18 protein-coding genes and 1 tRNA gene are annotated in these 21,369 nt (G+C 61.7%); 10 read left to right on the forward strand and 9 right to left on the reverse strand.

The window, feature by feature from the left end:
* Nucleotides 1-112: 112 nt before the first annotated feature.
* From CK627_RS12395 to CK627_RS12405, 3 genes are all read right to left on the reverse strand, one after another.
* Nucleotides 113-652: an isochorismatase family protein gene (locus CK627_RS12395; RefSeq protein WP_095592480.1), complete on the reverse strand. Its 540-nt coding sequence runs from the start codon at nucleotides 650-652 to the stop codon at nucleotides 113-115.
* A gap of 15 nt (nucleotides 653-667) precedes the next feature.
* Complete coding sequence (locus CK627_RS12400; protein WP_054544569.1) at nucleotides 668-1,042, reverse strand: hypothetical protein; 375 nt, start codon at nucleotides 1,040-1,042, stop codon at nucleotides 668-670.
* Between the two features lie 267 nt (nucleotides 1,043-1,309).
* Nucleotides 1,310-2,044: an NYN domain-containing protein gene (locus CK627_RS12405; protein WP_095592481.1), complete on the reverse strand. Its 735-nt coding sequence runs from the start codon at nucleotides 2,042-2,044 to the stop codon at nucleotides 1,310-1,312.
* A 483-nt stretch (nucleotides 2,045-2,527) separates the two neighbouring features.
* Between CK627_RS12405 and CK627_RS12410 the strand changes: the two genes are divergently transcribed.
* Nucleotides 2,528-3,358: a MetQ/NlpA family ABC transporter substrate-binding protein gene (locus CK627_RS12410; RefSeq protein WP_017764173.1), complete on the forward strand. Its 831-nt coding sequence runs from the start codon at nucleotides 2,528-2,530 to the stop codon at nucleotides 3,356-3,358.
* A 70-nt stretch (nucleotides 3,359-3,428) separates the two neighbouring features.
* Here CK627_RS12410 and CK627_RS12415 read toward each other — a convergent pair whose 3' ends face one another.
* The gene (locus CK627_RS12415; RefSeq protein ID WP_081852213.1) at nucleotides 3,429-4,175 is read right to left on the reverse strand and encodes a phosphatase PAP2 family protein; all 747 of its coding nucleotides are present in this window, start codon (nucleotides 4,173-4,175) and stop codon (nucleotides 3,429-3,431) included.
* A 315-nt stretch (nucleotides 4,176-4,490) separates the two neighbouring features.
* Here CK627_RS12415 and CK627_RS12420 point away from each other — a divergent pair, with 315 nt between their 5' ends.
* From CK627_RS12420 to dedD, 7 genes are all read left to right on the forward strand, one after another.
* Nucleotides 4,491-5,621, forward strand: coding sequence for a 4-phosphoerythronate dehydrogenase (locus CK627_RS12420; RefSeq protein WP_095592482.1), 1,131 nt, complete (start codon nucleotides 4,491-4,493; stop codon nucleotides 5,619-5,621).
* A 140-nt stretch (nucleotides 5,622-5,761) separates the two neighbouring features.
* Nucleotides 5,762-6,778 carry an aspartate-semialdehyde dehydrogenase gene (locus CK627_RS12425; RefSeq protein WP_095592483.1) on the forward strand — a complete coding sequence of 339 codons (1,017 nt, stop codon included), beginning with the start codon at nucleotides 5,762-5,764 and terminating at the stop codon, nucleotides 6,776-6,778.
* Nucleotides 6,779-7,051: 273 nt separating this feature from the next.
* Nucleotides 7,052-9,247, forward strand: coding sequence for a FimV/HubP family polar landmark protein (locus CK627_RS12430; RefSeq protein ID WP_095592484.1), 2,196 nt, complete (start codon nucleotides 7,052-7,054; stop codon nucleotides 9,245-9,247).
* A 164-nt stretch (nucleotides 9,248-9,411) separates the two neighbouring features.
* Nucleotides 9,412-10,221: a tRNA pseudouridine(38-40) synthase TruA gene (truA, locus tag CK627_RS12435; RefSeq protein WP_095592485.1), complete on the forward strand. Its 810-nt coding sequence runs from the start codon at nucleotides 9,412-9,414 to the stop codon at nucleotides 10,219-10,221.
* Nucleotides 10,222-10,340: 119 nt separating this feature from the next.
* Complete coding sequence (accD, locus tag CK627_RS12440; protein ID WP_005302503.1) at nucleotides 10,341-11,204, forward strand: acetyl-CoA carboxylase, carboxyltransferase subunit beta; 864 nt, start codon at nucleotides 10,341-10,343, stop codon at nucleotides 11,202-11,204.
* Between the two features lie 2 nt (nucleotides 11,205-11,206).
* Nucleotides 11,207-12,466, forward strand: coding sequence for a bifunctional tetrahydrofolate synthase/dihydrofolate synthase (gene folC / locus CK627_RS12445; protein WP_167385340.1), 1,260 nt, complete (start codon nucleotides 11,207-11,209; stop codon nucleotides 12,464-12,466).
* A gap of 74 nt (nucleotides 12,467-12,540) precedes the next feature.
* Nucleotides 12,541-13,335 carry a cell division protein DedD gene (dedD, locus tag CK627_RS12450; protein ID WP_017783038.1) on the forward strand — a complete coding sequence of 265 codons (795 nt, stop codon included), beginning with the start codon at nucleotides 12,541-12,543 and terminating at the stop codon, nucleotides 13,333-13,335.
* A gap of 58 nt (nucleotides 13,336-13,393) precedes the next feature.
* On the opposite strand, the gene CK627_RS12455 is transcribed toward dedD, so the two are convergent.
* The 3 genes from CK627_RS12455 to CK627_RS12465 form a co-directional block, all read right to left on the reverse strand.
* Nucleotides 13,394-13,738: a TusE/DsrC/DsvC family sulfur relay protein gene (locus tag CK627_RS12455; protein ID WP_011706490.1), complete on the reverse strand. Its 345-nt coding sequence runs from the start codon at nucleotides 13,736-13,738 to the stop codon at nucleotides 13,394-13,396.
* Nucleotides 13,739-13,758: 20 nt separating this feature from the next.
* Nucleotides 13,759-15,912, reverse strand: a complete 2,154-nt coding sequence (gene yccS / locus CK627_RS12460; protein ID WP_095592486.1) for a YccS family putative transporter — start codon at nucleotides 15,910-15,912, stop codon at nucleotides 13,759-13,761.
* A gap of 163 nt (nucleotides 15,913-16,075) precedes the next feature.
* Nucleotides 16,076-16,732, reverse strand: coding sequence for a Bax inhibitor-1/YccA family protein (locus tag CK627_RS12465; protein ID WP_010633601.1), 657 nt, complete (start codon nucleotides 16,730-16,732; stop codon nucleotides 16,076-16,078).
* 184 nt (nucleotides 16,733-16,916) lie between these two features.
* Between CK627_RS12465 and CK627_RS12470 the strand changes: the two genes are divergently transcribed.
* Nucleotides 16,917-17,004: transfer RNA gene (locus CK627_RS12470), tRNA-Ser, on the forward strand.
* Between the two features lie 69 nt (nucleotides 17,005-17,073).
* On the opposite strand, the gene CK627_RS12475 is transcribed toward CK627_RS12470, so the two are convergent.
* A complete protein-coding gene (locus CK627_RS12475; protein WP_095592487.1) occupies nucleotides 17,074-18,288 on the reverse strand; it encodes an MFS transporter in 1,215 nt (404 codons plus the stop codon).
* Between the two features lie 121 nt (nucleotides 18,289-18,409).
* Nucleotides 18,410-19,189: a COG4705 family protein gene (locus tag CK627_RS12480; RefSeq protein ID WP_043169861.1), complete on the reverse strand. Its 780-nt coding sequence runs from the start codon at nucleotides 19,187-19,189 to the stop codon at nucleotides 18,410-18,412.
* A 388-nt stretch (nucleotides 19,190-19,577) separates the two neighbouring features.
* Between CK627_RS12480 and CK627_RS12485 the strand changes: the two genes are divergently transcribed.
* Nucleotides 19,578-21,203 carry an MCR-3-related phosphoethanolamine--lipid A transferase gene (locus CK627_RS12485; RefSeq protein ID WP_042888944.1) on the forward strand — a complete coding sequence of 542 codons (1,626 nt, stop codon included), beginning with the start codon at nucleotides 19,578-19,580 and terminating at the stop codon, nucleotides 21,201-21,203.
* Nucleotides 21,204-21,369 lie beyond the last annotated feature (166 nt).

Genomic DNA, 21,369 nt, shown 5'->3' on the forward strand with positions numbered 1-21,369 from the left:
GCTATTTGATTAACGCCAGAATGGATCGAAAGGCCGGATGGCCAGACGGATAGGCCGGATGGCCAGACGGATAGGCCGGATGGCCAGACGGATAGGCCGGCCGGCAGGAGGGCTATTTGATCAGCGCCAGAATGGATCGAAACGCCGGATGGCGGCAATCGCCCAGCAGCTCGTAGAGGCACATCTCCACCGAAGTGAGTTCGGCCCCGTGCGCCGCCAGCTTGTGGATGGCGAGCTCCCGGTTGGCGGCGCTGCGCGATGACACCGCATCCACTACCAGCGACACCTGGCTGCCCGCGTCCAGCAATCCCAACACCGTCTGGTAGACGCAGATATGGGCCTCGATGCCGCACACCAGCCAGTGGCTGACCCCTTGGCGGGCGAGGGCGTCGGCCAGTACCGGTTCCCCCAGCGCGCCGAAGCAGTGCTTGGCCAGCACCAGATCGCCGGCCTGCATCAGCTGCAGCTCGGGCACGGTGGTCCCGAGCTTGTCCGGGTTCTGCTCCAGCCAGACAACCGGCAGGCCCAATAGACGGGCCCCCGCCACCAGTCTGGCGGTGTTGGCGATCAAGGCGTCGCTCCCCTCGACCAGACGGGCCAGTTTGCCCTGAATATCGACGACCAGCAGGCCGGTGTTCGTGGTGGTCAGCATGGATACTCTCCCGGATCAGAGTGAAACAGTGGCACCGAGTGGGCGGGCGAGGGAGGCGCGCGACTGGTTCCACAGATAGATGAGGGTCAGCGCGATGACGGTACCGATCGGAAAGGCGAACAACTGCAGGGCAACGAAGCACCAGAAGACCACCTTGAAGGCCGTCACCTGTTCGGTGAGCCCGCGGTAGGCCACATAGTTGAAGGCGAGCACAAACAGGGCGATGGCGGTTGCCAGGCCAAGGCTGAGACTCTGCGACGGCGCCATGTCAGCCGGGTGGAGCGGGCTGACCGTGACGACGGCCCAGGCGACGAAGGCGATCATGGCCAGGGAGAACAGAGTGGCAAGGATAAAGATGGCCTTGGCGAGCAGATGTTGTTTGGGGGTCATGAATACTCCTTGAATAGGGTGTGGTCGTGCTCCCTGCTGGTGAGTGAGCGAACTCTCCATGTCGTTCGCGACTGACAAGGTGACGTATAAAATATGAGTCACGGCACTGTGTCGATAAGGCATAAACCTACCGGCAGGGACGGAGCAGGTCAAAAATAAAGTAATTCAAAATGTAAATTTGGTGGCAACAAAGCCATAAAATGTAGCAGCTCTGAGCCGAAGTATTTTTCCTGCACCTGTCTGCCAGTTGAAAAAACAACCATCACTTCATCTGGATTTGGTTAATTGGGATGCCCGTTTTTTATCTCTTACCCATAATACTGAGTTGTCTGTCTTCTTCATCTCGAACAAGTCAATTGCCATGAACAGGTCACTGAGTTTTTTAAAGCCATAATTTCGTTGATCGAATGAGGCATGATTTGAGATATGGCTGCCAATTGGGCTTAACCTTGCCCAGCCTCCGCCTTCTTCAACTGCTTCAATGGCTTGTCTGAGCAAATTGATGAGGCGTGTATCACTCTTGAGATTCTTGGCTTGCTTGGTAACGGGGTGCTCTTCTTGAATATCCTGCAGTTCTGCATCCAGATAGAGAAAGCGAGAGCAGCTATTGACGAAAGGCATCGAGGCTTTACGCTCGCCAAACCCAATCACAAACTTGCCATCAGCCAGACATCGGGTAACAAGTGGGGTGAAGTCACAGTCAGAAGAGACGAGGCAGATGACATCCACATCCTTGGTATAAAGCACATCCATAACATCGATGACCAAAGCCATATCGGTCGCATTTTTTCCCTTGGTCAAGTCGAATTGCTGCACAGGTTGAATGGCAAATTCATGCAATATTTCCTCCCATGACTTAAGGGTCGGATTTTTCCAGTTGCCATATGCCTTACGAATATTGACTACACCATAGCGAGCCAGCTCTGACAATACCCTGTCCATCTTGCTGGCTGGTGCATTATCTGCATCGATAAAGACCGCTATTTTCTCTTTATCCTTCAAGTGACCTCCTGTCATCACAATAAATTCAGTTGTAAAAATTTATCACTGTCTAGGTACTTTTTCCGTTCGAAATAAAAACTGTGCCGCAGTCTGCTCTATGTATGGAATATTCTTGGCCTGAAAAATGAGAGCATTGAGTGCCAGATATGTGTCCACAGCAGTTTCTTTGCTGGTTGAATAACAAGGTCCATCACACGCAACAGCCATCAAGTGACCACGATAAGCCAGCTATGGCCGATTAGGGGAGAGGGCAAAAGCAATAACTGTGTGGTTTATCAAATATTTCTTGTTTGGGTACCCAGCAAGGTTGAAAGCCGGGGTTAGCAAGCATCCGGCAAACCTTGCCCGGTTTTGTTGCTTGGCGAAGAGAAACGGCTCTGTTATGGTGTGCTTAATTAGCCGTTTGGATGGCTAGATGGTTGTGGTGATTCAAGCCCGACTCTGCCATCGAGCCAGCCGTTGAGATCTTTACAGGGAGTTTTTATGCAGCGTCGTTCCTTCTTTGCCCTTTCCGCCCTGGCCCTGCTGGCCGGAACCCTGCCATTGGCTGCACTGGCCGCCGATCCAGCCAAACAGGAGATAGTCATCGGCACCACTGTGGGGGATTTTGCCGACATGGTGACCGACTCCATCAAGCCGCAGCTCGAAGCCAAGGGCTATCAGGTCAAACTGGTGGAGTTCACCGACTACGTGACCCCCAATATCGCGCTGGCCGACGGCTCGCTCGATGTGAACTGCTTCCAGCACAAGCCCTATCTGGAGAGCTTTGCCAAGGATCGGGGGCTGTCGCTCGCCCCCATTACCCAGGTACCGACCGGCCCCATGGGGCTCTATGCCGGCAAGCTGGGAGATCTGAAGGCGGTGCAGGAGGGGAGCACGGTGGCCATACCGAACGACCCCACCAATCAGGCGCGGGCGCTGCTGATGCTGCAGGATCTGGGCTGGCTGACCCTCAAGGAGGGGATCAACCCGCTCAAGGCGAGCGAGTTCGACGTGGTGAAAAACCCACACAACCTCAAGCTGGTGCTGCTGGAGGCGGCCCAGCTGCCCCGCTCGCGCGAAGACGTGGACTTCTCAGTCATCAACGGCAACTTTGCCGCCTCAAGCGGCATTCCCTTCAGCTCAGGCCTGTTCCTTGAGCGCAGCTACGACTTCATCAACTGGGTGGTGGTAAAAAGTGCCGATGCGGACAAGCCCTTCGCCAAAGATGTGGCAGAGGCCTACAACTCGGCCGCCTTCAAGGCCTATGCCGCCAAGCGCTTCGTCGGCTACAAGTACCCGCAGGGGTGGCAGGGCGCGAGCGCCAGCAACTGAGCCACCACGGCAGAGAGCAGAGAACAACAACGGGCACCCGCAGGTGCCCGTTTTTTGTATCGTGCGGATGTTAGTAACGGCGCAGCCACCAGCGCACCGCGAACAGCGAGGTGAGGCTGCCGAGCAGGGCACTCGCCAGCACATCCAGCGGCCAGTGCATGCCGATCAGCATGCGCGACAGGCCGACACCGATGGCCCACAGCGGCAGCAACCAGGCGCCGGCGGGGGCGCGCGCCAGCCAGATCAGGCCGAAGAACTGGGCCAGGCTCATGGCGGCGATGCTGTGGCCGGAGGGGAAGGCGTAGTTCACCTCCGCCTGCCAGTGGTTGGCGAGCCACTCGGGCAGCGCCAGCAGCTGGCTGGCCGCATGGACCTGTTCGCTGCGCACCTCCACCTTGCCGGCGTAGAACTGCTGGATGGCGGGGATCAGGTTCTGGCTCTCCAGCCAGAGCAGGTAGGGGCGGGGCTCCTCGGTCAGGTGCTTGATCAGGCTCTTGATGAGCCAGTCGCCGGCCAGCACGGCAAACAGGGCGGCGCCGAGGGCCAGTAGTGCCGGCAGGCTGAGCGTCAGCTTGTGTCGGGTCAGCAGCAGCAGGGCCAGGATGCTGACGCCGATGCCGGGCACATCCACCATGCGGGTAAGGGCGTAGGGCCACCAGAGCCAGTCCGAGTGCAGGGCCTGGCTCATGAACGGTTGCCAGGGCAGGCAGACCAGCAGGAGCAGCGGCAGGATCAGGGCGGCACTGAAACAAAGCACCTGGCGGCGCGGCAGGGAAGAGGCGTGAGTCGGCATAACGGGGCTCGGCAAGGTGCCCATTCCTGGGCAGAAAAAAAGAGGCGTCATTGTGCCAGCCCAACCCGGTCGGTCAAGTCGCGCCCCGCTCCCTGTAACACGGGGTTACAAATGAGTGTGATGATGGTCTGATTGTTGACCAGGGTCCGCTGATGGCGGGGGCGGTCAGCAGATATTGCCCGGGCAGGGCGCTTCATCGGGCGCAGATGAGGCAACAGCGCACCCACCCCGGCAGAAAGTCGCGGCGACGGCCGCGTATGGGTGAATAAGCATCTGAAACTTCGGTCTGTTTGGGCTAGAATGGCGCGCTTGTGGCCGCTAGCGAAGTGAGAGAGCCCGATGAAGATCGTTGTTGATGAGAATATGCCCCACGCCCGTGAGTTGTTTGCCGAGTTTGGCGAGGTCGTCCCGCTGCCCGGCAGGCAGATGCAGGCGGCGGATCTGCAAGAGGCCGACGTGCTGCTGGTGCGCTCCGTCACCCGGGTGGACGCAGCCCTCTTGGCCAGCTGCCCGCGACTGAGCTTCGTCGGCACCGCCACCATAGGCACCGATCACGTGGACAAGGCGCTGCTGGCCGAGCGGGGCATTCCCTTCTTCAGTGCCCCCGGCTGCAACAAATATTCGGTCGGCGACTATGTGCTCTCCGCCCTGCTGGTGCTGGCCGAGCGCCATGAGCTCAACTTGAACGAGATGAGCCTCGCGGTCATCGGCGCCGGCAACACCGGCGAGTGCGTGGCAGGCAAGGCCGAAGCCCTCGGCATGCGGGTGCTGCGCTGCGATCCGCCCCGTGCCCGCGCCGCCGAGGCCAACGAGGCGGCGCAGTTTGTCGATTACCAGCAGGCCCTTGAGGCCGACATCGTCAGCTTCCACGTTCCCATTACCCGTCAAGGGCCGGATGCCACCTTCCATCTGCTGGATGCGGCGCAGATTGCCGCCCGCCCGGCCAGGCAGATCCTCATCAACGCTTCCCGCGGCGAGGTGTGGGACAACCAGGCCTTGCTGGCGCGCCAGCAGAGCCAGACGCCGCTGCGGCTGGTGATGGACGTGTGGGAAGGGGAGCCGGAGCCGCTGCAGGCCCTGGTGCCCCACACCGAGCTGGCGACGCCGCACATCGCGGGTTACAGCCTGGAGGGCAAGGCCCGTGGCACCTGGATGCTCTATGAGGCGCTCTGCCGGCAGCTGGGGCGCACGCCGCGCCAGGATCTGCAGAGTCTGCTGCCCATCCCCGAGGTGCGCGAGGTGACGCCGGGCCAGCCGGCGGATCAGGCATTGATCAAGCAACTGGTCCACCTTGTTTATGACGTGCGCCGTGATGACGCCCGTTTTCGCAACCGGCTCGGTGTGGCGGGCAGCTTCGATGAGCAGCGCAAAGATTATCCGGAGCGGCGCGAGCTCTCGGCCCTGCAGCTGAAGGGGCCGTTTGCGAGCGATGCCCTGGCCCGGCTCGGGTTTGTCTGCCAGCCCGGCTGAACGCTCTACATACTTGAAGGGGGGGAGCCTTGTCCCGCCCATACCCGGTCTGGCTGACGCCAGACCCGCTATCAGGCAGGTCCGCCTGCCAGCGGTGATGCCAGCGCGCGTCACCGGCACCATCATAGGAGAGAACAGCAGTGAGTCAGCAATTCAACGTAGCGGTATTGGGCGCCAGCGGCGCCGTGGGCGAGGCGATGATCGAGATCCTGGAAGAGCGTGCCTTCCCGGTCGCCACCCTCTATCCGCTGGCCTCCAGCCGCAGCGCCGGCGACACGGTGCGCTTTGCCGGCAAGAACGTCGAGATCCTGGACGTGGAGGAGTTTGACTGGAGCCAGGTGCAGATCGCCCTCTTCTCCGCCGGGGCCGAGGTCTCTGCCAAGTGGGCGCCGATTGCCGCCGAGCACGGCTGCATCGTCATCGACAACACCTCCTGCTTCCGTTACGACGAAGAGATCCCCCTGGTCATTCCGGAAGTGAACCCGGACGCCCTGGCCGATTTTCGCAACCGCAACATCATCGCCAACCCCAACTGCTCCACCATCCAGATGCTGGTGGCACTGAAGCCTTTGCACGATGAGGTGGGTATCGCTCGCATCAACGTGGCGACCTATCAGTCCGTCTCCGGCTCCGGCAAGGAGGGGGTGAGCGAGCTGGCCGGCCAGACCGCCCATCTGCTCAACGGTCGTCCGGTGGAGCCCAGCCTCTACCCGCAGCAAATCGCCTTCAACCTCATTCCGCAGATCGACAGCTTCACCGACAACGGCTACACCCGGGAAGAGATGAAGATGGTGTGGGAGACCCAGAAGATCCTGGGGGATGCCAGCATCGCCGTGAACCCCACCTGCGTGCGGGTGCCGGTCTTCTACGGCCATGCCGAGGCGGTCCACGTCGAGCTGCACCAGCCGCTCGACGCCGAACAGGTGAAAGAGCTGCTGCGCAGTGCGCCGGGCGTCACCCTGTTTGACGACGAGCATGACTATCCGACCCCGGTGCGCGATGCAACCGGCAAGGACGAGGTACAGGTGGGCCGGATTCGCCAGGATATTTCTCACCCCTGCGGTATAAATATGTGGATCGTGGCCGATAACGTTCGTAAGGGCGCGGCGACCAACAGCGTGCAGATTGCTGAACTGCTGGTGCGCGATTACCTCTGATCGGCGAGCTCATGGGCCTGGCGGGGAGGGATGCCCGCCAGAGATGGCACTGCCGAGCGCGAGGCAGATGTGACCGGGGGCGCACAGTGCGACTTCTGGAATGTTTCGCGATATCAACTGATTAAGTTTTTTCCTACACTCAGGGGCAAGTTGGGTGCTAAATGTGTCGGACTGCTGGCTTGCAACCTGAGCCTGATTTATATTGAACCGACTGTTTTGGGGTAACTATCCAGATTTTTCAATGTGATAGGGCCGTCATACGAAGGAACGAATATGGGACATTCCCGCATAACATTGGCAACGCTACTCGCATTGGGTCTGCTGGGCATGGCCCAGGCCGAAGACTCGACGCGGGAGCCCTTTTTTGTTGAGCTCAAAGGCCCGGACGAGCCGGCTCCGCCCGCCGTCAATTCCCAGCCGCTGGCACAACCCGTCGCCACTCCCAGCGCCACGCCCCAACCCAGCCGAGCGACGGCCCAGCCCATCGTGCGGCAGGTTGCGAGCAATGCCGGCAGTTATGGTCCCATTCGTCCCACCGACACCCTCTGGAGCCTGGCGAGCAAGTACCGTCCCTCCAGCAGTGTCAGCGTCTACCAGACCATGGTGGCGATCTACGAGAAAAACCCCCGCAGTTTCGCTGACGGCAACATCAACCACATTCTGGTGGGCTCGCGCATCCTGCTGCCCACCGCCGCCGAGGCCAGCGTCATCACGGATGCCGAGGCCCGCGCCAAATTCCGCAGTGACAACGCCAGCTGGAAAGGGCTGAGCCCGAAATATCTGGCCAACAAGCATGTTCAACCTGCCAAACCGGTGGCCACCAAGCCGGCCCAGCCCAAGGCGACCCCCACCAAGGCAGCCGAGCCGACCAAGCCCGAGGTTGCCAAGGTAGCGCCCGCCAAGGCGGCGCCCATTCCGGCTCCGGCACCCAAGGTGGAGGCGCCCCAGCCGGCCACCGAGGTCAAGGAGGTCGCCAAGGCCCCCGAGCCGGTCGCGAGCCAGGCCGCGGCAACCAGTGCCGCCACCGCCAGTGCACCGGCCCCGCTGCCGGCCGACCTCGACAAGCCGGTCGGCAAGCCCTCCACCGAGATGGCGCTGGCGCTGGAAGATGCCAATGCCCAGCTCGGTCAGGTCACCGAGATGAACCACAGGCTCAAGCTGCGACTGCAGTCGCTGACCGAAGAGGTGGAGACCCTCAAGGCCCAGCTGCAGGATCAGACCGCCCTGCAAAAAGAGATTGCCGAGCTCAAGGCCAAGCCGGTTCCGCCGGCGGCGCCGGCCCCCGAGCCCAAGCAGAACTGGCTGATGGACCTGCTCTCCTCGCCGCTCAACCTCGCCATGATCATCCTGTTGCCTGTGCTGCTGGTGCTGGCGCTGGTGACCCTGTGGCTGCGGGCCCGGGCTCGCCGCGAGCTGGAAGAGCAGGAGAAGAGCCTGTCCGAATCCACCGCCATGGTGATGGATCAGGAGAGCAGCGAGTTTGACGAGCTGATGACGGTCGGCATCACAGATGACGAACCGATGCGGCCGACACCGGATCTCAACACGCCCGATGGCTACATGGCGGTGGAAGAGCCCGCCGCGCCGGCCGATCTGGTGTTCAGCGACGATGGCGAGATGGATCTGGCCAGCTTCGATGCCGAGCCGGCACCGGCCGCCAAGGCCGCCATCCGGGATCCGGATCTGGTGCCCGATCTGGATCTGGCCCATGACGATCCCATCACCCTCGACACCGAGCCGGATCTCGATCTCGCCAGCGAGTTCAATCCCAAGCCCAAGGCCGACAACGAGGTCATGAGCGAAGAGGAGCTGCAGGCTGCCCTGTTCGCCGAGCTGGATGCGGATCTGGAGGCCGACCTGACGCTGGATGGCGCCGATGACGGCCAGCCGGACGCCGAGGCGGTGGTGAGCGATGAGGATCTCGCCTCCTTCGATCTGAGCGATTTCGAGACCGCCTTTGCCGAACCGGGGGCCGACCAGGCTGCCGCTGCCGGCGCCGACGAGATGCTGGCTGAGCTGGGGCTGGAGCCCGAGCCGGTCAAAGGTAAGAAAGAGGCAGAACCGGATTGGGATCCCAACGAGATGGCCCTCTCCGATTTTGAGGATGCCTTCGCCGAAGTGGAACCCCATCAGGGCGAGGTCAAGCCGCGCGAGCAGGCCCAGGAGAGCGGTTATGTCGAGATCGACAAGCTGCTGGCCGAGGCCGATGCCACCACCACGGAGCAGGAACCCTATCAGGGCTTCTCGCTGGATGTGGGGCTGGATGGCTTCCCCGAGGTGCTGCCGGAGTCCACCGGATTTGACGTGGATGCCGACGATGGCGGAGTGGGGGCCAAGCTGGATCTGGCGCGCGCCTACCTCGAGATCGACGACAAGGACAGCGCCCGCGAGCTGCTGCAGGAGGCGGCGGAGCAGGGCACCGAGCATCAGCGGGCCGAGGCCGAGAAGCTGCTCAAGCGCCTTGGCTAGGTAGCCACAGCACCATGATGACAGCAGGGGCAGCCGACGGGCTGCCCCTTCTTTTTGGCGCCTGGTCTGGCCTGGGCGCTGCGATTTGGGATTTTTGAGGCGAGATGGGTATAATCCGCCCCGTTTCTTTCACCGCATCCTTTCATCAGAAGACAAGTTTATCCATGCGAATTGCCCTAGGTATTGAATACGACGGCAGCCGGTATTTCGGTTGGCAGCGTCAGCGCGAAGTGATCAGCGTACAGGAGGAGCTGGAGAAGGCCCTCAGCCGGATCGCCAATCACCCCGTCTCCATCCAGTGTGCAGGACGCACCGATGCCGGCGTCCACGCCACCGGCCAGGTCATCCACTTCGATACCGATGCGAACCGTGCCGAAGGGGCCTGGACCCTGGGGCTCAACTCCAACCTGCCGCCGGATATCGCCGTGCGCTGGGTCAAGCAGGTGGACGAGGGGTTCCATGCCCGCTTCAGCGCCACCGCCCGTCGCTACCGCTACGTCATCTACAACCACAACTACCGGCCGGCCATCCTCGGCAGCGGCGTCAGCCACTACCACGAAGCGATCGACGCGACGCTGATGCACCAGGCGGGCCAGTGCCTCCTGGGTGAGCAGGACTTCAGCTCGTTTCGGGCCATCGGCTGTCAGTCCAAGACCCCGTGGCGCAATGTGACCCACCTGTGCGTCAGCCGCCAGGGCCCCTATATCGTGCTGGATATCCGGGCCAATGCCTTCCTGCACCACATGGTGCGCAACATCACCGGCTCCCTGCTGCTGGTGGGGCAGGGGCTCAAACCGGTGGAGTGGGTGGCCGAGGTGCTGGCGGCCCGGGATCGCAACCTGGCAGGCCCCACCGCCAAGGCGGGGGGACTCTATCTGGTGGACGTGGATTACCCGCTGGAACTGGGCTTGCCGCGGGTGCCGCTCGGCCCGTTGTGGCTGCCGGACTCGGCACCGGGTACGACCAGTTTTTAGTAACTGGGCCCGAAAATTTGTGGTTTAATGATCCGTCATTTATTGCCATCGAGCTATTAAGTCATTGAACAATCTAGGCTCGATGCGTTTTGTCAGGCACAAAAGCATTAAGGAATTCCATGAGCTGGCTTGAGAAGATCCTTCCCAAGAGCAAGATCACTGCCCCGCGTCGCCACAACATTCCGGAAGGGGTGTGGACCAAGTGCAGTGCTTGTGAACAGGTGCTCTACCGGGCAGAGTTGGAGCGCAATCTCGAAGTGTGCCCCAAGTGTGATCATCATATGCGCATCAGCGCCCGTGCCCGCCTCGAGAGCTTTCTCGACGAGCAGGGCCGCACCGAAGTCGGTGCCGAGCTGGAGCCGCAGGATGTACTGAAATTCAAGGATTCCAAGCGCTACAAGGATCGTTTGTCAGCCGCCCAGAAGGATACGGGCGAGAAAGATGCGCTGGTGGTGATGAAGGGGACTCTCAAGGGGGTGCCGGTCGTCGCCTGTTCGTTCGAGTTCTCCTTCATCGGTGGCTCCATGTCCTCCGTGGTGGGCGCCCGCTTCGTGCGCGCCGTCGAGGAGAGCATCAAGGAAGGTCGCGGTCTGGTCTGTTTCTCCACCTCGGGTGGTGCCCGCATGCAGGAGGCGCTGTTCTCCCTGATGCAGATGGCCAAGACCAGTGCGGCGCTGGACCGCCTCTCCAAGGCCGGTCTGCCCTATATCTCCGTGCTGACCGACCCCACCATGGGTGGCGTCTCCGCCAGTCTGGCCATGCTGGGCGACATCAACGTGGGCGAGCCCAAGGCGCTGATCGGCTTTGCCGGTCCCCGCGTCATCGAGCAGACCGTGCGCGAGAAGCTGCCGGAAGGCTTCCAGCGCTCCGAGTTCCTGCTGGAGAAGGGCGCCATCGATCTCATCATCGACCGCCGCGACATGCGCAACCGTCTGGCCAGCCTGCTCGCCAAAATGCTGAATACTCACGTCATCGAAGAGTGAAGATGAGTTCCAACATGCAACAATCCCAAAGCCGGTCGCTGGTCGACTGGCTTTCTTATTTGGAGCAGATCCACCCGGTCAACATCGACATGGGACTGGATCGGGTCGGTGCCGTCGCCCGCCGCATGGGTCTTACCCAACTGCCGTTCAAGGTGATCACGGTGGCGGGCACCAACGGCAAGGGCTCCAGCTGCGCCATGGCGGCCAGCATACTGATGGAAGCCGGTTACCAGGTCGGCGTCTACTCCTCTCCCCATCTGCTGCGCTTCAGCGAGCGGGTGCGGATCAACGGGGCCGAGCTGGCCGACAGCGATCACTGCACCGCCTTTGCCGAGGTGGAAGCGGCCCGCGGCGAGATAGCCCTTACTTTCTTCGAGTTCGCCACCCTTGCTGGTTTGTGGCTGTTTCGCCGCGCCGCGCCGGATGTGCTCTTGCTGGAAGTGGGGCTGGGCGGCCGGCTCGATGCCACCAATGTGGTGGAATCCGATGTCGCCATGATCACCTCCATTGCGCTCGATCACTGCGACTGGCTGGGTGATACCCGCGAGGCGGTGGCGGTGGAGAAGGCCGGCGTGTATCGCGCCGGCAAACCCGCCATCAGCGGTGAGCCCAACCCGCCCGTCACCATCGCCAGCGAGGCGGCGCGCCTCGGTGCCTCCTTGCGCCAGGTCGGCCGTGACTTCCACGGGGATGAGCACGACGACAGTTGGGACTACCACGGCCTGCACCACTGGCTGGGGCTGCCCAAACCGGCCCTGCCGCTGATGAACGCGGTCACCGTGCTGGCGGCGCTGGAGTTCCTCGGTCTGCCGTTGCCGGAGTCCGCCATCCGTGACGGACTGGCCAATGCCAGGCTGGCTGGCCGGATGCAACAGTTGCAAAGCGCGCCGCTGGTCATCGTCGATGTGGCCCACAACCCCCATTCGGCTGCCTATCTGGCTGCCCAGCTGCGCAAGCTGCCTTGCACCGGCGTGCGCCGCGCCGTGGTCGGCATGCTCAAGGACAAGGACATGGCGGGGTCGCTTGCCGAGCTCGATGGCCTCATCGGCGAGTGGTATCTGGCGAGCCTGAGCGGCCCGCGGGCGGCGAGCGCGGCCCAGTTGGCGGCAGCTCTTGGCAGCGAGCGGGGGCCGGCGACCCCCTTTGACGATGTGGGGCAGGCCTATGCTGCCGCGTTGGCCGCATCGAGTCCTGATGATATGGTCATTGTGTTTGGTTCGTTTTACACTGTCGCCGACATTCTGGCGGGTGGCGCCGTCTAGGCCACACCCCGGCTCCCCGGCCCTTTGGCGGGGAGCCAGATCGCATATTGAGTTACGTAAAGGTAGGATTCAACTTGGCCTCTAAGTTTCAAAACCGTCTGGTGGGGACCGTCATCCTGGTGGCCCTGGTAGTCATTTTTCTGCCGGATCTGATGGACGGCCACAAGCTGGAGCAGAAGGAAGAGGCGTTTGCCAAGATCCCGCTGCGCCCCGAGCTGGAACCCGCCAAGCCCGCCTTGCAGGTATCGGCCGCCAGCACACTGCCGGCGGAGCATCTGGCCAGCCAGCAGCAGGCGTCGGCTGCCGAGCAGTGGCAGGTGGAAGAGGTGCCCGAGCCGGTCACCCTGGGGGCCAAGCAGGGCCAGCCGCAGGTGCAGCAGCCGGCCGCCAAGCCGGTGACCCAGCCCGTTACACCGCCGGCGGTCAAGCCCCAGCCCAAGCCTGAAGTGATCGCCAAGAAACCGGTGGAGCAACCCAAGCCCAAGGTGGTGCCACCCAAGCCGGTAGAGGTGCAAAAACCGGTGGAGAGCAAGCCGCAGGCGGGTCAGATCAGGTCGATGGACGACCTCATCGCCAGCAAGATGGGGCAAGCGACCACGACCGCAGCCCCGGCAGCGACGGCCCCGGCCCAGGGCAGCTGGATCCTGCAGCTCGGCGCCTTCAAGAACGTCGACAGCGTCAACGCGCTGGTGGGCAAGCTGCGGGCGGCGGGCTACTCGGCTCACACCTCGCCGCGCACGCCGGTGCAGGGTCAGCTCAACCGGGTCTTCATCGGACCGGATGTCTCCAAGACCAAGCTGCAGGGCATGCAGAGCCGCATCGGCCAGATGACCGGCCTGAGTGGTTCCGTGGTGGCTTACAACCCTTAAGAGGGTCGACAAGATAAAAAAAATACCGCGCTTCATTTTGGATGGGCGCGGTATTTTTTTAGATGCATTTCACCGGTTTGGGCAGGCCGCCAATCTTGGTGGCCTGCTTGGCGGGGCCTTCCGGGAACAGCTTGTAGAGGTAGCGGCTGTTGCCCTTCTCGGGGCCGTATTGCTTCTCCATCGCCTTGACCAGGGCGCGAATGGCGGGGGAGGTGTTGAATTCCAGATAGAAGGCGCGCACGAAGCGCACCACTTCCCAGTGCGGCTCCTCCAGCACTATGCCTTCCTGCTCGGCCAGTACCAGTGCCAGCGCCTCGCTCCAGTCGTTGCTGTTGAGCAGATAACCCTTGGCATCGGTCTCGATGAGTTGGCCGTTGAATTCCAGCTGGTGGTGCTCGGACATGGTGGGCTCCTTGTGGCCTGTCAGGATTGGGCGGGCATGGTAGCGCCTTGTTCCCGGGTGAGCAACCGGCTCTCGTTGGCCAGGGCGAGCAATTCGTCCGCCAGCTGGCTGATGAGATTGAGCTGCTGGGTCAGCATCAGCTGCTCCTCGCTGCTGTCCGGGGTGATGACAGGGCACTGCCCCTCGATCTGCTCCGGCATCTCTCCCGCCAGATGGCCCGCGGCCCGCTCCAGGGTATGGCTCAGGTGGCGGCTGATCTCGTCCAGCTCGCCGATGGCCTCCAGCTTGTCGCGATGGGCGCCCAGCGCCGAGATGTAGGAGAGCAGGGCATGGTTGCGCCAGGTGAGGGTAAAGCAGAGGTCGAGGAAGCGGCGGCGCTTTTGCGGCTCCACCAGCATGCTCTGCCAGGCCATGGCCAGTTCGCTGTCCGCCAGATGGGCGCTCTTGCGCGCCACCCGGTAGTCGAGTGATTCATCCCGCTGCTGCTGCAGGCTGGCGAGCACCGCCGAGAGGTAGCGGGCGTTGGCCGACAGCGAATTGGCGATCAGGGTCGGCAGCCGTTTGTACTGCCAGTCCGGCCAGAGCCATGCCACCAGGGCGTAGGAGAGCAGGCAGCCGAGCAGGGTATCGAGCATGCGCGGCCCCAGAATGGCGAAGCCGATGCCGTCCAGCAGGTTGAACGCCATCAGCACGTAGAGGGTGATGAAGCAGACCGCGGCGCTGTAGTTGCTGCGCACCTGGGTGAAGAAGAGGAAAGCGGCCAGCCCCATCACCACCAGCTGCACGTGCAGTTCGGGGAAGAGCCAGAGCACCGGGATCCCCACCAGCAGGCCGGCGAAGGTGCCGAGCATGCGCTGCACCAGCCGGCGGCGGGTGGCGCTGTAGCTGGGTTGGCAGACGAACAATACGGTCAGCAGGATCCAGTAACCCTTGTCCAGGTGGAATGCCTGCAGAATGCCGTAGCCCACCACCAACCCGAGGGACAGGCGAAGAGCATGGCGAAACACCATGGAGTTGGGGGTCAGGTGCTGCTTGAGCTGGGTCAGCAGCGGCAGGCGGGCGGGGCGGGCCAGGGGCGGCAGGCTCTGCGGGGCCTGCTCGGGGTTTTGCAGCTCCTCGGCGCTTTGCAGCAGCTGGTTGATGCTGGCCAGGTTGCGGCGCAGAAACTTCATCGGCGTCAGCAGGGTTTTCGGGTAGTGCTGCTTGAGGTGAGTGAACTCCAACTGATCACCGAGGGCCTCCAGCGTCCAGTGGATGCGCTTGTTGTGGGCATAGGGCTTGTGCACCAGGATGGCGTAGCCGAGCCGCTGGCACGCCTCTGAGAGCTGCAAGAACACCTCCTGGAAGCCGTCCAGCACTATGCCCTGCTTGAGTTCGGCTTCCAGCTTGCTGTAGGGGTAGTGGCTGGAGGTGGCCCGCTCGTGGATCTCCAGCGCCAGCAGGTAGAGGCGCAGCAGGCTCGCCAGCTCGGGGGAGGCCCGGTGACGGGTGCTGAGGCGGGCGTTGAGCGCCGACTTGGTGAGCGTCAGGGCATTGACCAGGTTGATGTTGAGCTGGGCCAGGTTGTGGCGAATGGCCTGGGCGCCGTGCTCGTCGGCCGGAAAGAAGCGGGATTTTTCCAGCAGATAGCGGGAGAGAGCAAAGTAGCTCTGGGCCAGCTGCTCGTGCAGGGTCTTGTAGGGCAGCAGCCAGAGCCAGACCAGCGACACCAGGCCATACCAGAGTGCCCCGGCGCCGAGCGCCAGCGGCTGATAGAAGAGATCCGGCGCCTTGGCGGCCCCCAGCATGGTGTAGATGGCGATGAGCAGGGAGCCGAAGCTGATGGTGGCGTAACGCTGACCGAGCGCCCCCACCATCACGAAGATAAAGGTGGAGCCCGCGAGCCCGATGGCGAACAGCCAGGGGGTGGGGAAGAGATACTGCACGCAGAGGGAGGCGAACAGGAAGCAGAGCAGGGTCATGGCGAGGTTCTTGACCCGGCCCCACAGGCTGTCGTCGGTCTCGGCGATGGCGCCGGCCACCACCCCGAGGGAGAGCAGCACGGTGAGCTGGATGTCGCCGGTCGCCAGGGTGAAGGCGAGCAGCCCCATGATGGCCAGCAGCACCTTGAGGGCGAAATAGATATGACTGTCAGTCAGCAGCCGGCGCAGCAGGCCAGAGAAATCCGTGGGCATGGGAGAGCGCAACCCTTGAGCGAAACGAAAGCGAGAGCATAACCGGTCAACAACGAAACGGCCCTGATTTGGATCAGGGCCACTTCGCTTCATATCCTTGATTTGCAACTTATCCTGACAGAAACAGGCGCCAATAAAAACCCCGCCGAAGCGGGGTGTTTGATTAGTTGCGGTTGCCGCCGAGCAGGCTCAGCAGACTCAGGAAGATGTTGTAGATGGATACGTACAGGGTGACGGTGGCGGAGATGTAGTTGGTCTCGCCGCCGCGCACGATCTGCTGGGTGGTCAGCAGGATGGCGCCGGAGGAGAACAGCATGAACATGGCGGACAGGGCCAGGCTCAGGGCGCTCATCTGCAGGAAGATGTTGGCTATCATGGCCACCAGCAGCACCCAGAAACCGACGAACAGCATGCCGCCGATGAAGGAGAGGTCACGCTTGGTGGTCAGGGCATAGGCCGACAGACCGAAGAAGGTGAGCGCGGTGCCGCCGAGCGCGGTCATCACGATCTCGCCGCCGCCGTTGTTCATGTACATGTTGATGATGGGGCCCAGGCTATAGCCCAGCAGGCCGGTCAGGGCGAAGGTGAACACCAGCCCCATGCCGTTGTCGCGATTCTTCTCGGTCAGGAACATCAGACCGTAGACGCCGATGAGGAAGATGGCCCAGTGCAGGGGCGGCATGTTCATCACGGTGGCAACCCCGGCCACCACGGCAGAGAAGCCAAGAGTGAGGGAGAGCAGCATGTAGGTGTTGCGCAGTACCTTGTTGGTATCGCGCGCGGCACTCTGGGTGCCGGTATAGATAGAACGGGTATCCATCTTGGGTGTCCTCTTGATTTCCGGGGTGAGGCGGCAACGCCGCCTCGTTAACGCATTGTATGCACTGAATGTCGGGATGACGAGCGCTGATTTCAAGCCCCACCCCAGCCTGTTGCCCCCTACTATCCCAAATCAAATATGTATTGCATATGAACAAGGGGCTGACGTAGTATGCACGCCGTTCGGAGGGGTGGCAGAGCGGCTGAATGCACCGGTCTTGAAAACCGGCGATGGGCGACCATCCGTGGGTTCAAATCCCACCTCCTCCGCCATCTTCAGAAAAGCCCCGGCAACCTGGTTGCCGGGGCTTTTTGCTGTCTGCAGCAAGCGGGATGCGCTGCTCATGGCTGGCTGCCGGCGTCGGGCTGCGGGTATCTGCCGAGCACCAGCAGGGTGAGCAGGCAGCAGGCGGCGCCGGCGTAGAAGGTGCAGGCGGCGCCCAGAGTGTCCCACAGCAGCCCGGCCAGCAGGCTGGCCAGCAACATGGCGAGGCCGCAGACCAGATTGAAGAAGCCGAACGCGCTGCCGCGCAGTTCCGCGGGCGCGCTGGCGGCCACCATGGCGGCCAGCAGCCCCTGGGTCATCCCCAGATGAATGCCCCACAACATCACCCCCATCAGCAATGACCCCCAGTGGGTGCTGGCCGCCAGCACCAGATCGGCGGCTACCAGCACCAGCAACCCCCAGACCAGCAGGGTTCGGTGACTCATCTGATCCGAGAGACGCCCGAACGGATAGGCGCCGAGGGCATAGACCAGATTCATCGCCACCATGACCAGCGGTACCAGGGCGAGCGCCATGCCGCTTTGTTGGGCGCGCAGCACCAGAAAGGCTTCGCTGAAACGGGCCAGGGTAAACAGGGCGCCGATGAGCACCACCCAGCGATAGGGTTTACCCAGCCGTTGCAGGTTGTCGCGCCGCAAGGGGTTGCTGCGGGCGTGGTGGCCAGCCGCTTTGGGTTCACGCAGACCGATGGCGAGCAGGGTGACCGAGGCCAGCCCAGGCACCACCGCCAGCCAGAAGATGGCGCGAAAATCATCGTGCCAGAGCAGCATCAGCCCCACCGCCAGCAGCGGCCCCAGCAGGGCGCCGACCGTGTCGAGGGACTGGCGCAGGCCGAAGGCGGCGCCGTGCAGCTCCGGCGGAGTGAGGTCGGCCACCAGTGCATCGCGGGGGGCGCCACGGATGCCCTTGCCAACTCTGTCCAGCAGGCGGGCGGTCAGGATCAGCCCGCTGCCGGTAGCGATGGCAAACAGCGGTTTGGTCAGCGCTCCCAGCCCGTAGCCCAGCAGGGCCAACCCCTTGCGGCGTCCCAGATAGTCGCTCAGGGTGCCGGAGAAGACCTTGACCATCAGGGCCGTCGCCTCTGCCATCCCTTCGATGAGGCCGATGGTGAGGGCGCTGCTGCCAAGCACGGTCACCATGAAGAGGGGTAGCAGGCTGTGGATCATTTCAGAAGAGATGTCCATCAGCAGGCTGACAAACCCCAGCACCCAGACGCCCCCCGGGATCCGGCCGGCGGGTTGGGGAGCGGGGGGATGGTTGGTCGTGGTCATGGGGTTCTCCTGCCTTGCATCGATTCACCCAGAGCATAGCCAGCCCGGCCACGACAAGGCTGCCGGGCTGGCTGGTCATGTTTGCCAGCGTGACCACAGACGGTTGCCTGCGGTCACGGCATCATTGCTCGATGTCGAGTTCGGCCCGAACCGGTTGTCGGTTGCGCAGGGTCGAGATGAGCACCAGGGTGGCGATGGCGGCCAGCAGGGCAAAGGAGGCGGAGTAACGACTCAGTTCAAGCCCGCCCTTGCTGAGCGGCTTGTCCAGAAAATCCCCCACCACGGCGCCAAGGGGCCTGGTCAGGATGAAGGCGGCCCAGAACAGCAGGGTGCGCGATACCCGGGTCAGGTAGTAGGCGGCAACGATGGCGGCCAGCATGCCGCCAAACAGCAGGGTGCTGCCCGCATAGCCAAAGCCGGCCTCGTCTGCGGTCCAGTCCCCCAGTGCGGTGCCCAGGGTCTGGGAGAACATGATGGTCACCCAGTAGAACAGCTCGGTGCGCGGCGTGGTGATGCTGCCGGTGGAGATGCTGCCCTGCAGCCGATACCAGAGCAGGAAGGAGCCCATCAGCAAGGCCAGCAGCAGGGTGGAGCCGCCGGCATAGCCCAGCCCGAGCGAGCGATCGGCAAAATCCGCCAGGGTGGTACCGACCGTGGTGGTGGCGATGATGGTGGTCCAGTAAAGGAGGGGGTTGTAGGAGGTCGTTGCGATCTGCGCGCTGACCGAGACGAAGAAGATCACGGCAAAGATGCCTGTGCTCACCAGATAACCGAGCTCCATCGACATGGAAACGGCGTCTCCCCCTGTCTCCCCCAGGGTGGTCGCCAGGATCTTGATGACCCAGAACGCCAGGGTGATCTCTGGCACCTTGCTGATCGCTGCCTTGCTGTTGTCGTGCATGTTAACCCTCTCTCGTATCTGTCGTATGACGAGGACTCGTCAGGAGACAGCGTCGCCGAGTAGTCTTAAGCGAAACTTAAGAGCGGGAGAGGGGTCTGAAAAATGGTGGTAACAACGTGCCGATGGGAGGGCGTTGTCATTCAATATGACAGCGAGCCGGTTTTTTGAGCAACCACATAACACGGATTGCTTAATTCTTCCTTAAGTTTTGCCGGTTAGGCTGTCGGTTTGTTGTGATTGTTGATATGCATCACATTATTGAAAATGTCTGAAAATATCGTATTTGGCGTTTTCAACACACTGTTACTATCCGGCGCCAAATATCGACGTGTCGACTCCGGAGCGGGTATTTCAAGGTGTAATAAAGAAGTGTAACAGGGAGATATACATGCCTTCTTTTCTTAGAATAAGAATTGTTCCATTTGTGTTTTTGCTGGCATTCATCTTTGCCTTCTTGCTCAACTGGCCAGTATTGCTGCATTTTTATGAAATATTGACGCAGCTTGAACATTTTAAAATCGGGTTTGCCATCTCTATTCCCATCGTGCTGGTTGCGGCATTGAACTTTGTCTTCATGCCATTTTCTGTGCGTTATTTCATCAAGCCTTTCTTTGCCTTTCTGTTTATCACGGGTGCCATTGCCAGCTACACCATGATGAAATACAAGGTGCTGTTTGATGGCGACATGATCCAGAACATCTTTGAAACCAACCAGAGCGAGGCGCACTCCTATCTGAGCGTGCCCATCGTGATCTGGGTATTGCTGGCCGGGGTACTGCCGGCGGTGCTGCTGTTCTTCGTCAAGATAGAGTATCCGGCCAGATGGTATCAGGGGCTGCTGCAGCGCGGGCTCTCCATGCTGGCCTCCCTCGTGGTGCTGGGGCTCATCGCCGCGGCCTACTACCAGGACTACGCTTCGGTCGGGCGCAACAACCAGACCCTGAACCGGGAGATAGTGCCGGCCAACTACATGTACAGTACCGCCAGGTATCTGCAGAAACGCTATCTGACAGAGCCGGTGCCGTTCCAGCGCCTGGGCGACGACGCCAGGCGGGTGGCCGGTGCGGACAAGCCGACCATGATGTTCCTGGTGGTGGGGGAGACGGCGCGCGGCAAGAACTTCTCCATGAACGGCTATCACAAGGAGACCAACCCCTTCACCAGCAAGCAGGCGGGGATCATCTCCTTCAACGACGTGCGCTCCTGCGGCACGGCGACCGCGGTCTCGGTGCCCTGCATGTTCTCCAACATGGGGCGCAACCAGTTCGACGGCAACCAGGCCCGCAACAGCGAAGGGCTGCTGGACGTGCTGCAAAAGAGCGGCGTCTCCATCTTCTGGAAGGAGAACGACGGCGGCTGCAAGGGGGTGTGCGATCGGGTGCCCAACATGGTGGTCAACCCCAAGGATCACCCCAAGTTCTGCGACAAGAACACCTGTTATGACGAGGTGGTGCTGGAGGGGCTGGATGACGAACTGGCGGGCATGAAGGGGGACAAGCTGGTGGGCTTCCACCTCATCGGCAGCCATGGGCCGACCTATTACAAGCGTTATCCGGGCTCGCACCGCCACTTCCTGCCGGATTGCCAGCGCAGCGACATCGAGAACTGCACCGATCAGGAGCTGGAGAACACCTACGACAACACCATTCGCTACACCGACTATGTGATTGCCAGCATGATCGAGCGCCTGAAAAAGTACGAGGACAAATACAATACGGCGCTGGTCTATATTTCCGACCACGGTGAGTCACTGGGGGCATTGGGACTTTATCTGCACGGCACCCCTTATAAATTTGCGCCGGATGATCAGACCCGGGTCCCCATGCAGGTGTGGATGTCATCGGGTTTTGCCAAAGAGAAGGGGATGAACCTAGACTGTTTGCAGCAGAAGGCGGCCAATACCCGTTATTCTCATGACAACCTGTTCTCCTCCATGTTGGGGATCTGGGATGTGAATACGGCCGTATATGAACAGCCGCTGGATATCTTCAGCCAGTGTCGCAGCGTGCAATAACACCATAGTGAGATAAAGGGGAGCCAGGCTCCCCTTTTTTATTTTAGCGCGCCACTATGATTATCCTTTGAGCGACTTGTCGCACCGACCAGATGGGGCGGGCGGATCCCTTTATCTGGTGTATGATATTTCTGCTTATTAATTGTTCAGAGCGATGGCGGGATGC

Origin of the sequence: Aeromonas dhakensis, assembly GCF_002285935.1 — a bacterium.
GTDB classification, from domain to species: domain Bacteria; phylum Pseudomonadota; class Gammaproteobacteria; order Enterobacterales; family Aeromonadaceae; genus Aeromonas; species Aeromonas dhakensis.

Coding starts and splice junctions, on each gene's coding strand:
- CK627_RS12410 (WP_017764173.1), top strand. CDS start 2,528: ATGCAGCGTCGTTCCTTCTTTGCCCTTTCCGCCCTGGCCCTGCTGGCC.
- CK627_RS12475 (WP_095592487.1), bottom strand. CDS start 18,288: ATGACCACGACCAACCATCCCCCCGCTCCCCAACCCGCCGGCCGGATC.
- folC (WP_167385340.1), top strand. CDS start 11,207: ATGAGTTCCAACATGCAACAATCCCAAAGCCGGTCGCTGGTCGACTGG.
- CK627_RS12395 (WP_095592480.1), bottom strand. CDS start 652: ATGCTGACCACCACGAACACCGGCCTGCTGGTCGTCGATATTCAGGGC.
- truA (WP_095592485.1), top strand. CDS start 9,412: ATGCGAATTGCCCTAGGTATTGAATACGACGGCAGCCGGTATTTCGGT.
- CK627_RS12480 (WP_043169861.1), bottom strand. CDS start 19,189: ATGCACGACAACAGCAAGGCAGCGATCAGCAAGGTGCCAGAGATCACC.
- CK627_RS12430 (WP_095592484.1), top strand. CDS start 7,052: ATGGGACATTCCCGCATAACATTGGCAACGCTACTCGCATTGGGTCTG.
- CK627_RS12415 (WP_081852213.1), bottom strand. CDS start 4,175: ATGGGCACCTTGCCGAGCCCCGTTATGCCGACTCACGCCTCTTCCCTG.
- accD (WP_005302503.1), top strand. CDS start 10,341: ATGAGCTGGCTTGAGAAGATCCTTCCCAAGAGCAAGATCACTGCCCCG.
- CK627_RS12465 (WP_010633601.1), bottom strand. CDS start 16,732: ATGGATACCCGTTCTATCTATACCGGCACCCAGAGTGCCGCGCGCGAT.
- CK627_RS12400 (WP_054544569.1), bottom strand. CDS start 1,042: ATGACCCCCAAACAACATCTGCTCGCCAAGGCCATCTTTATCCTTGCC.
- CK627_RS12420 (WP_095592482.1), top strand. CDS start 4,491: ATGAAGATCGTTGTTGATGAGAATATGCCCCACGCCCGTGAGTTGTTT.
- CK627_RS12455 (WP_011706490.1), bottom strand. CDS start 13,738: ATGTCCGAGCACCACCAGCTGGAATTCAACGGCCAACTCATCGAGACC.
- CK627_RS12485 (WP_042888944.1), top strand. CDS start 19,578: ATGCCTTCTTTTCTTAGAATAAGAATTGTTCCATTTGTGTTTTTGCTG.
- yccS (WP_095592486.1), bottom strand. CDS start 15,912: ATGCCCACGGATTTCTCTGGCCTGCTGCGCCGGCTGCTGACTGACAGT.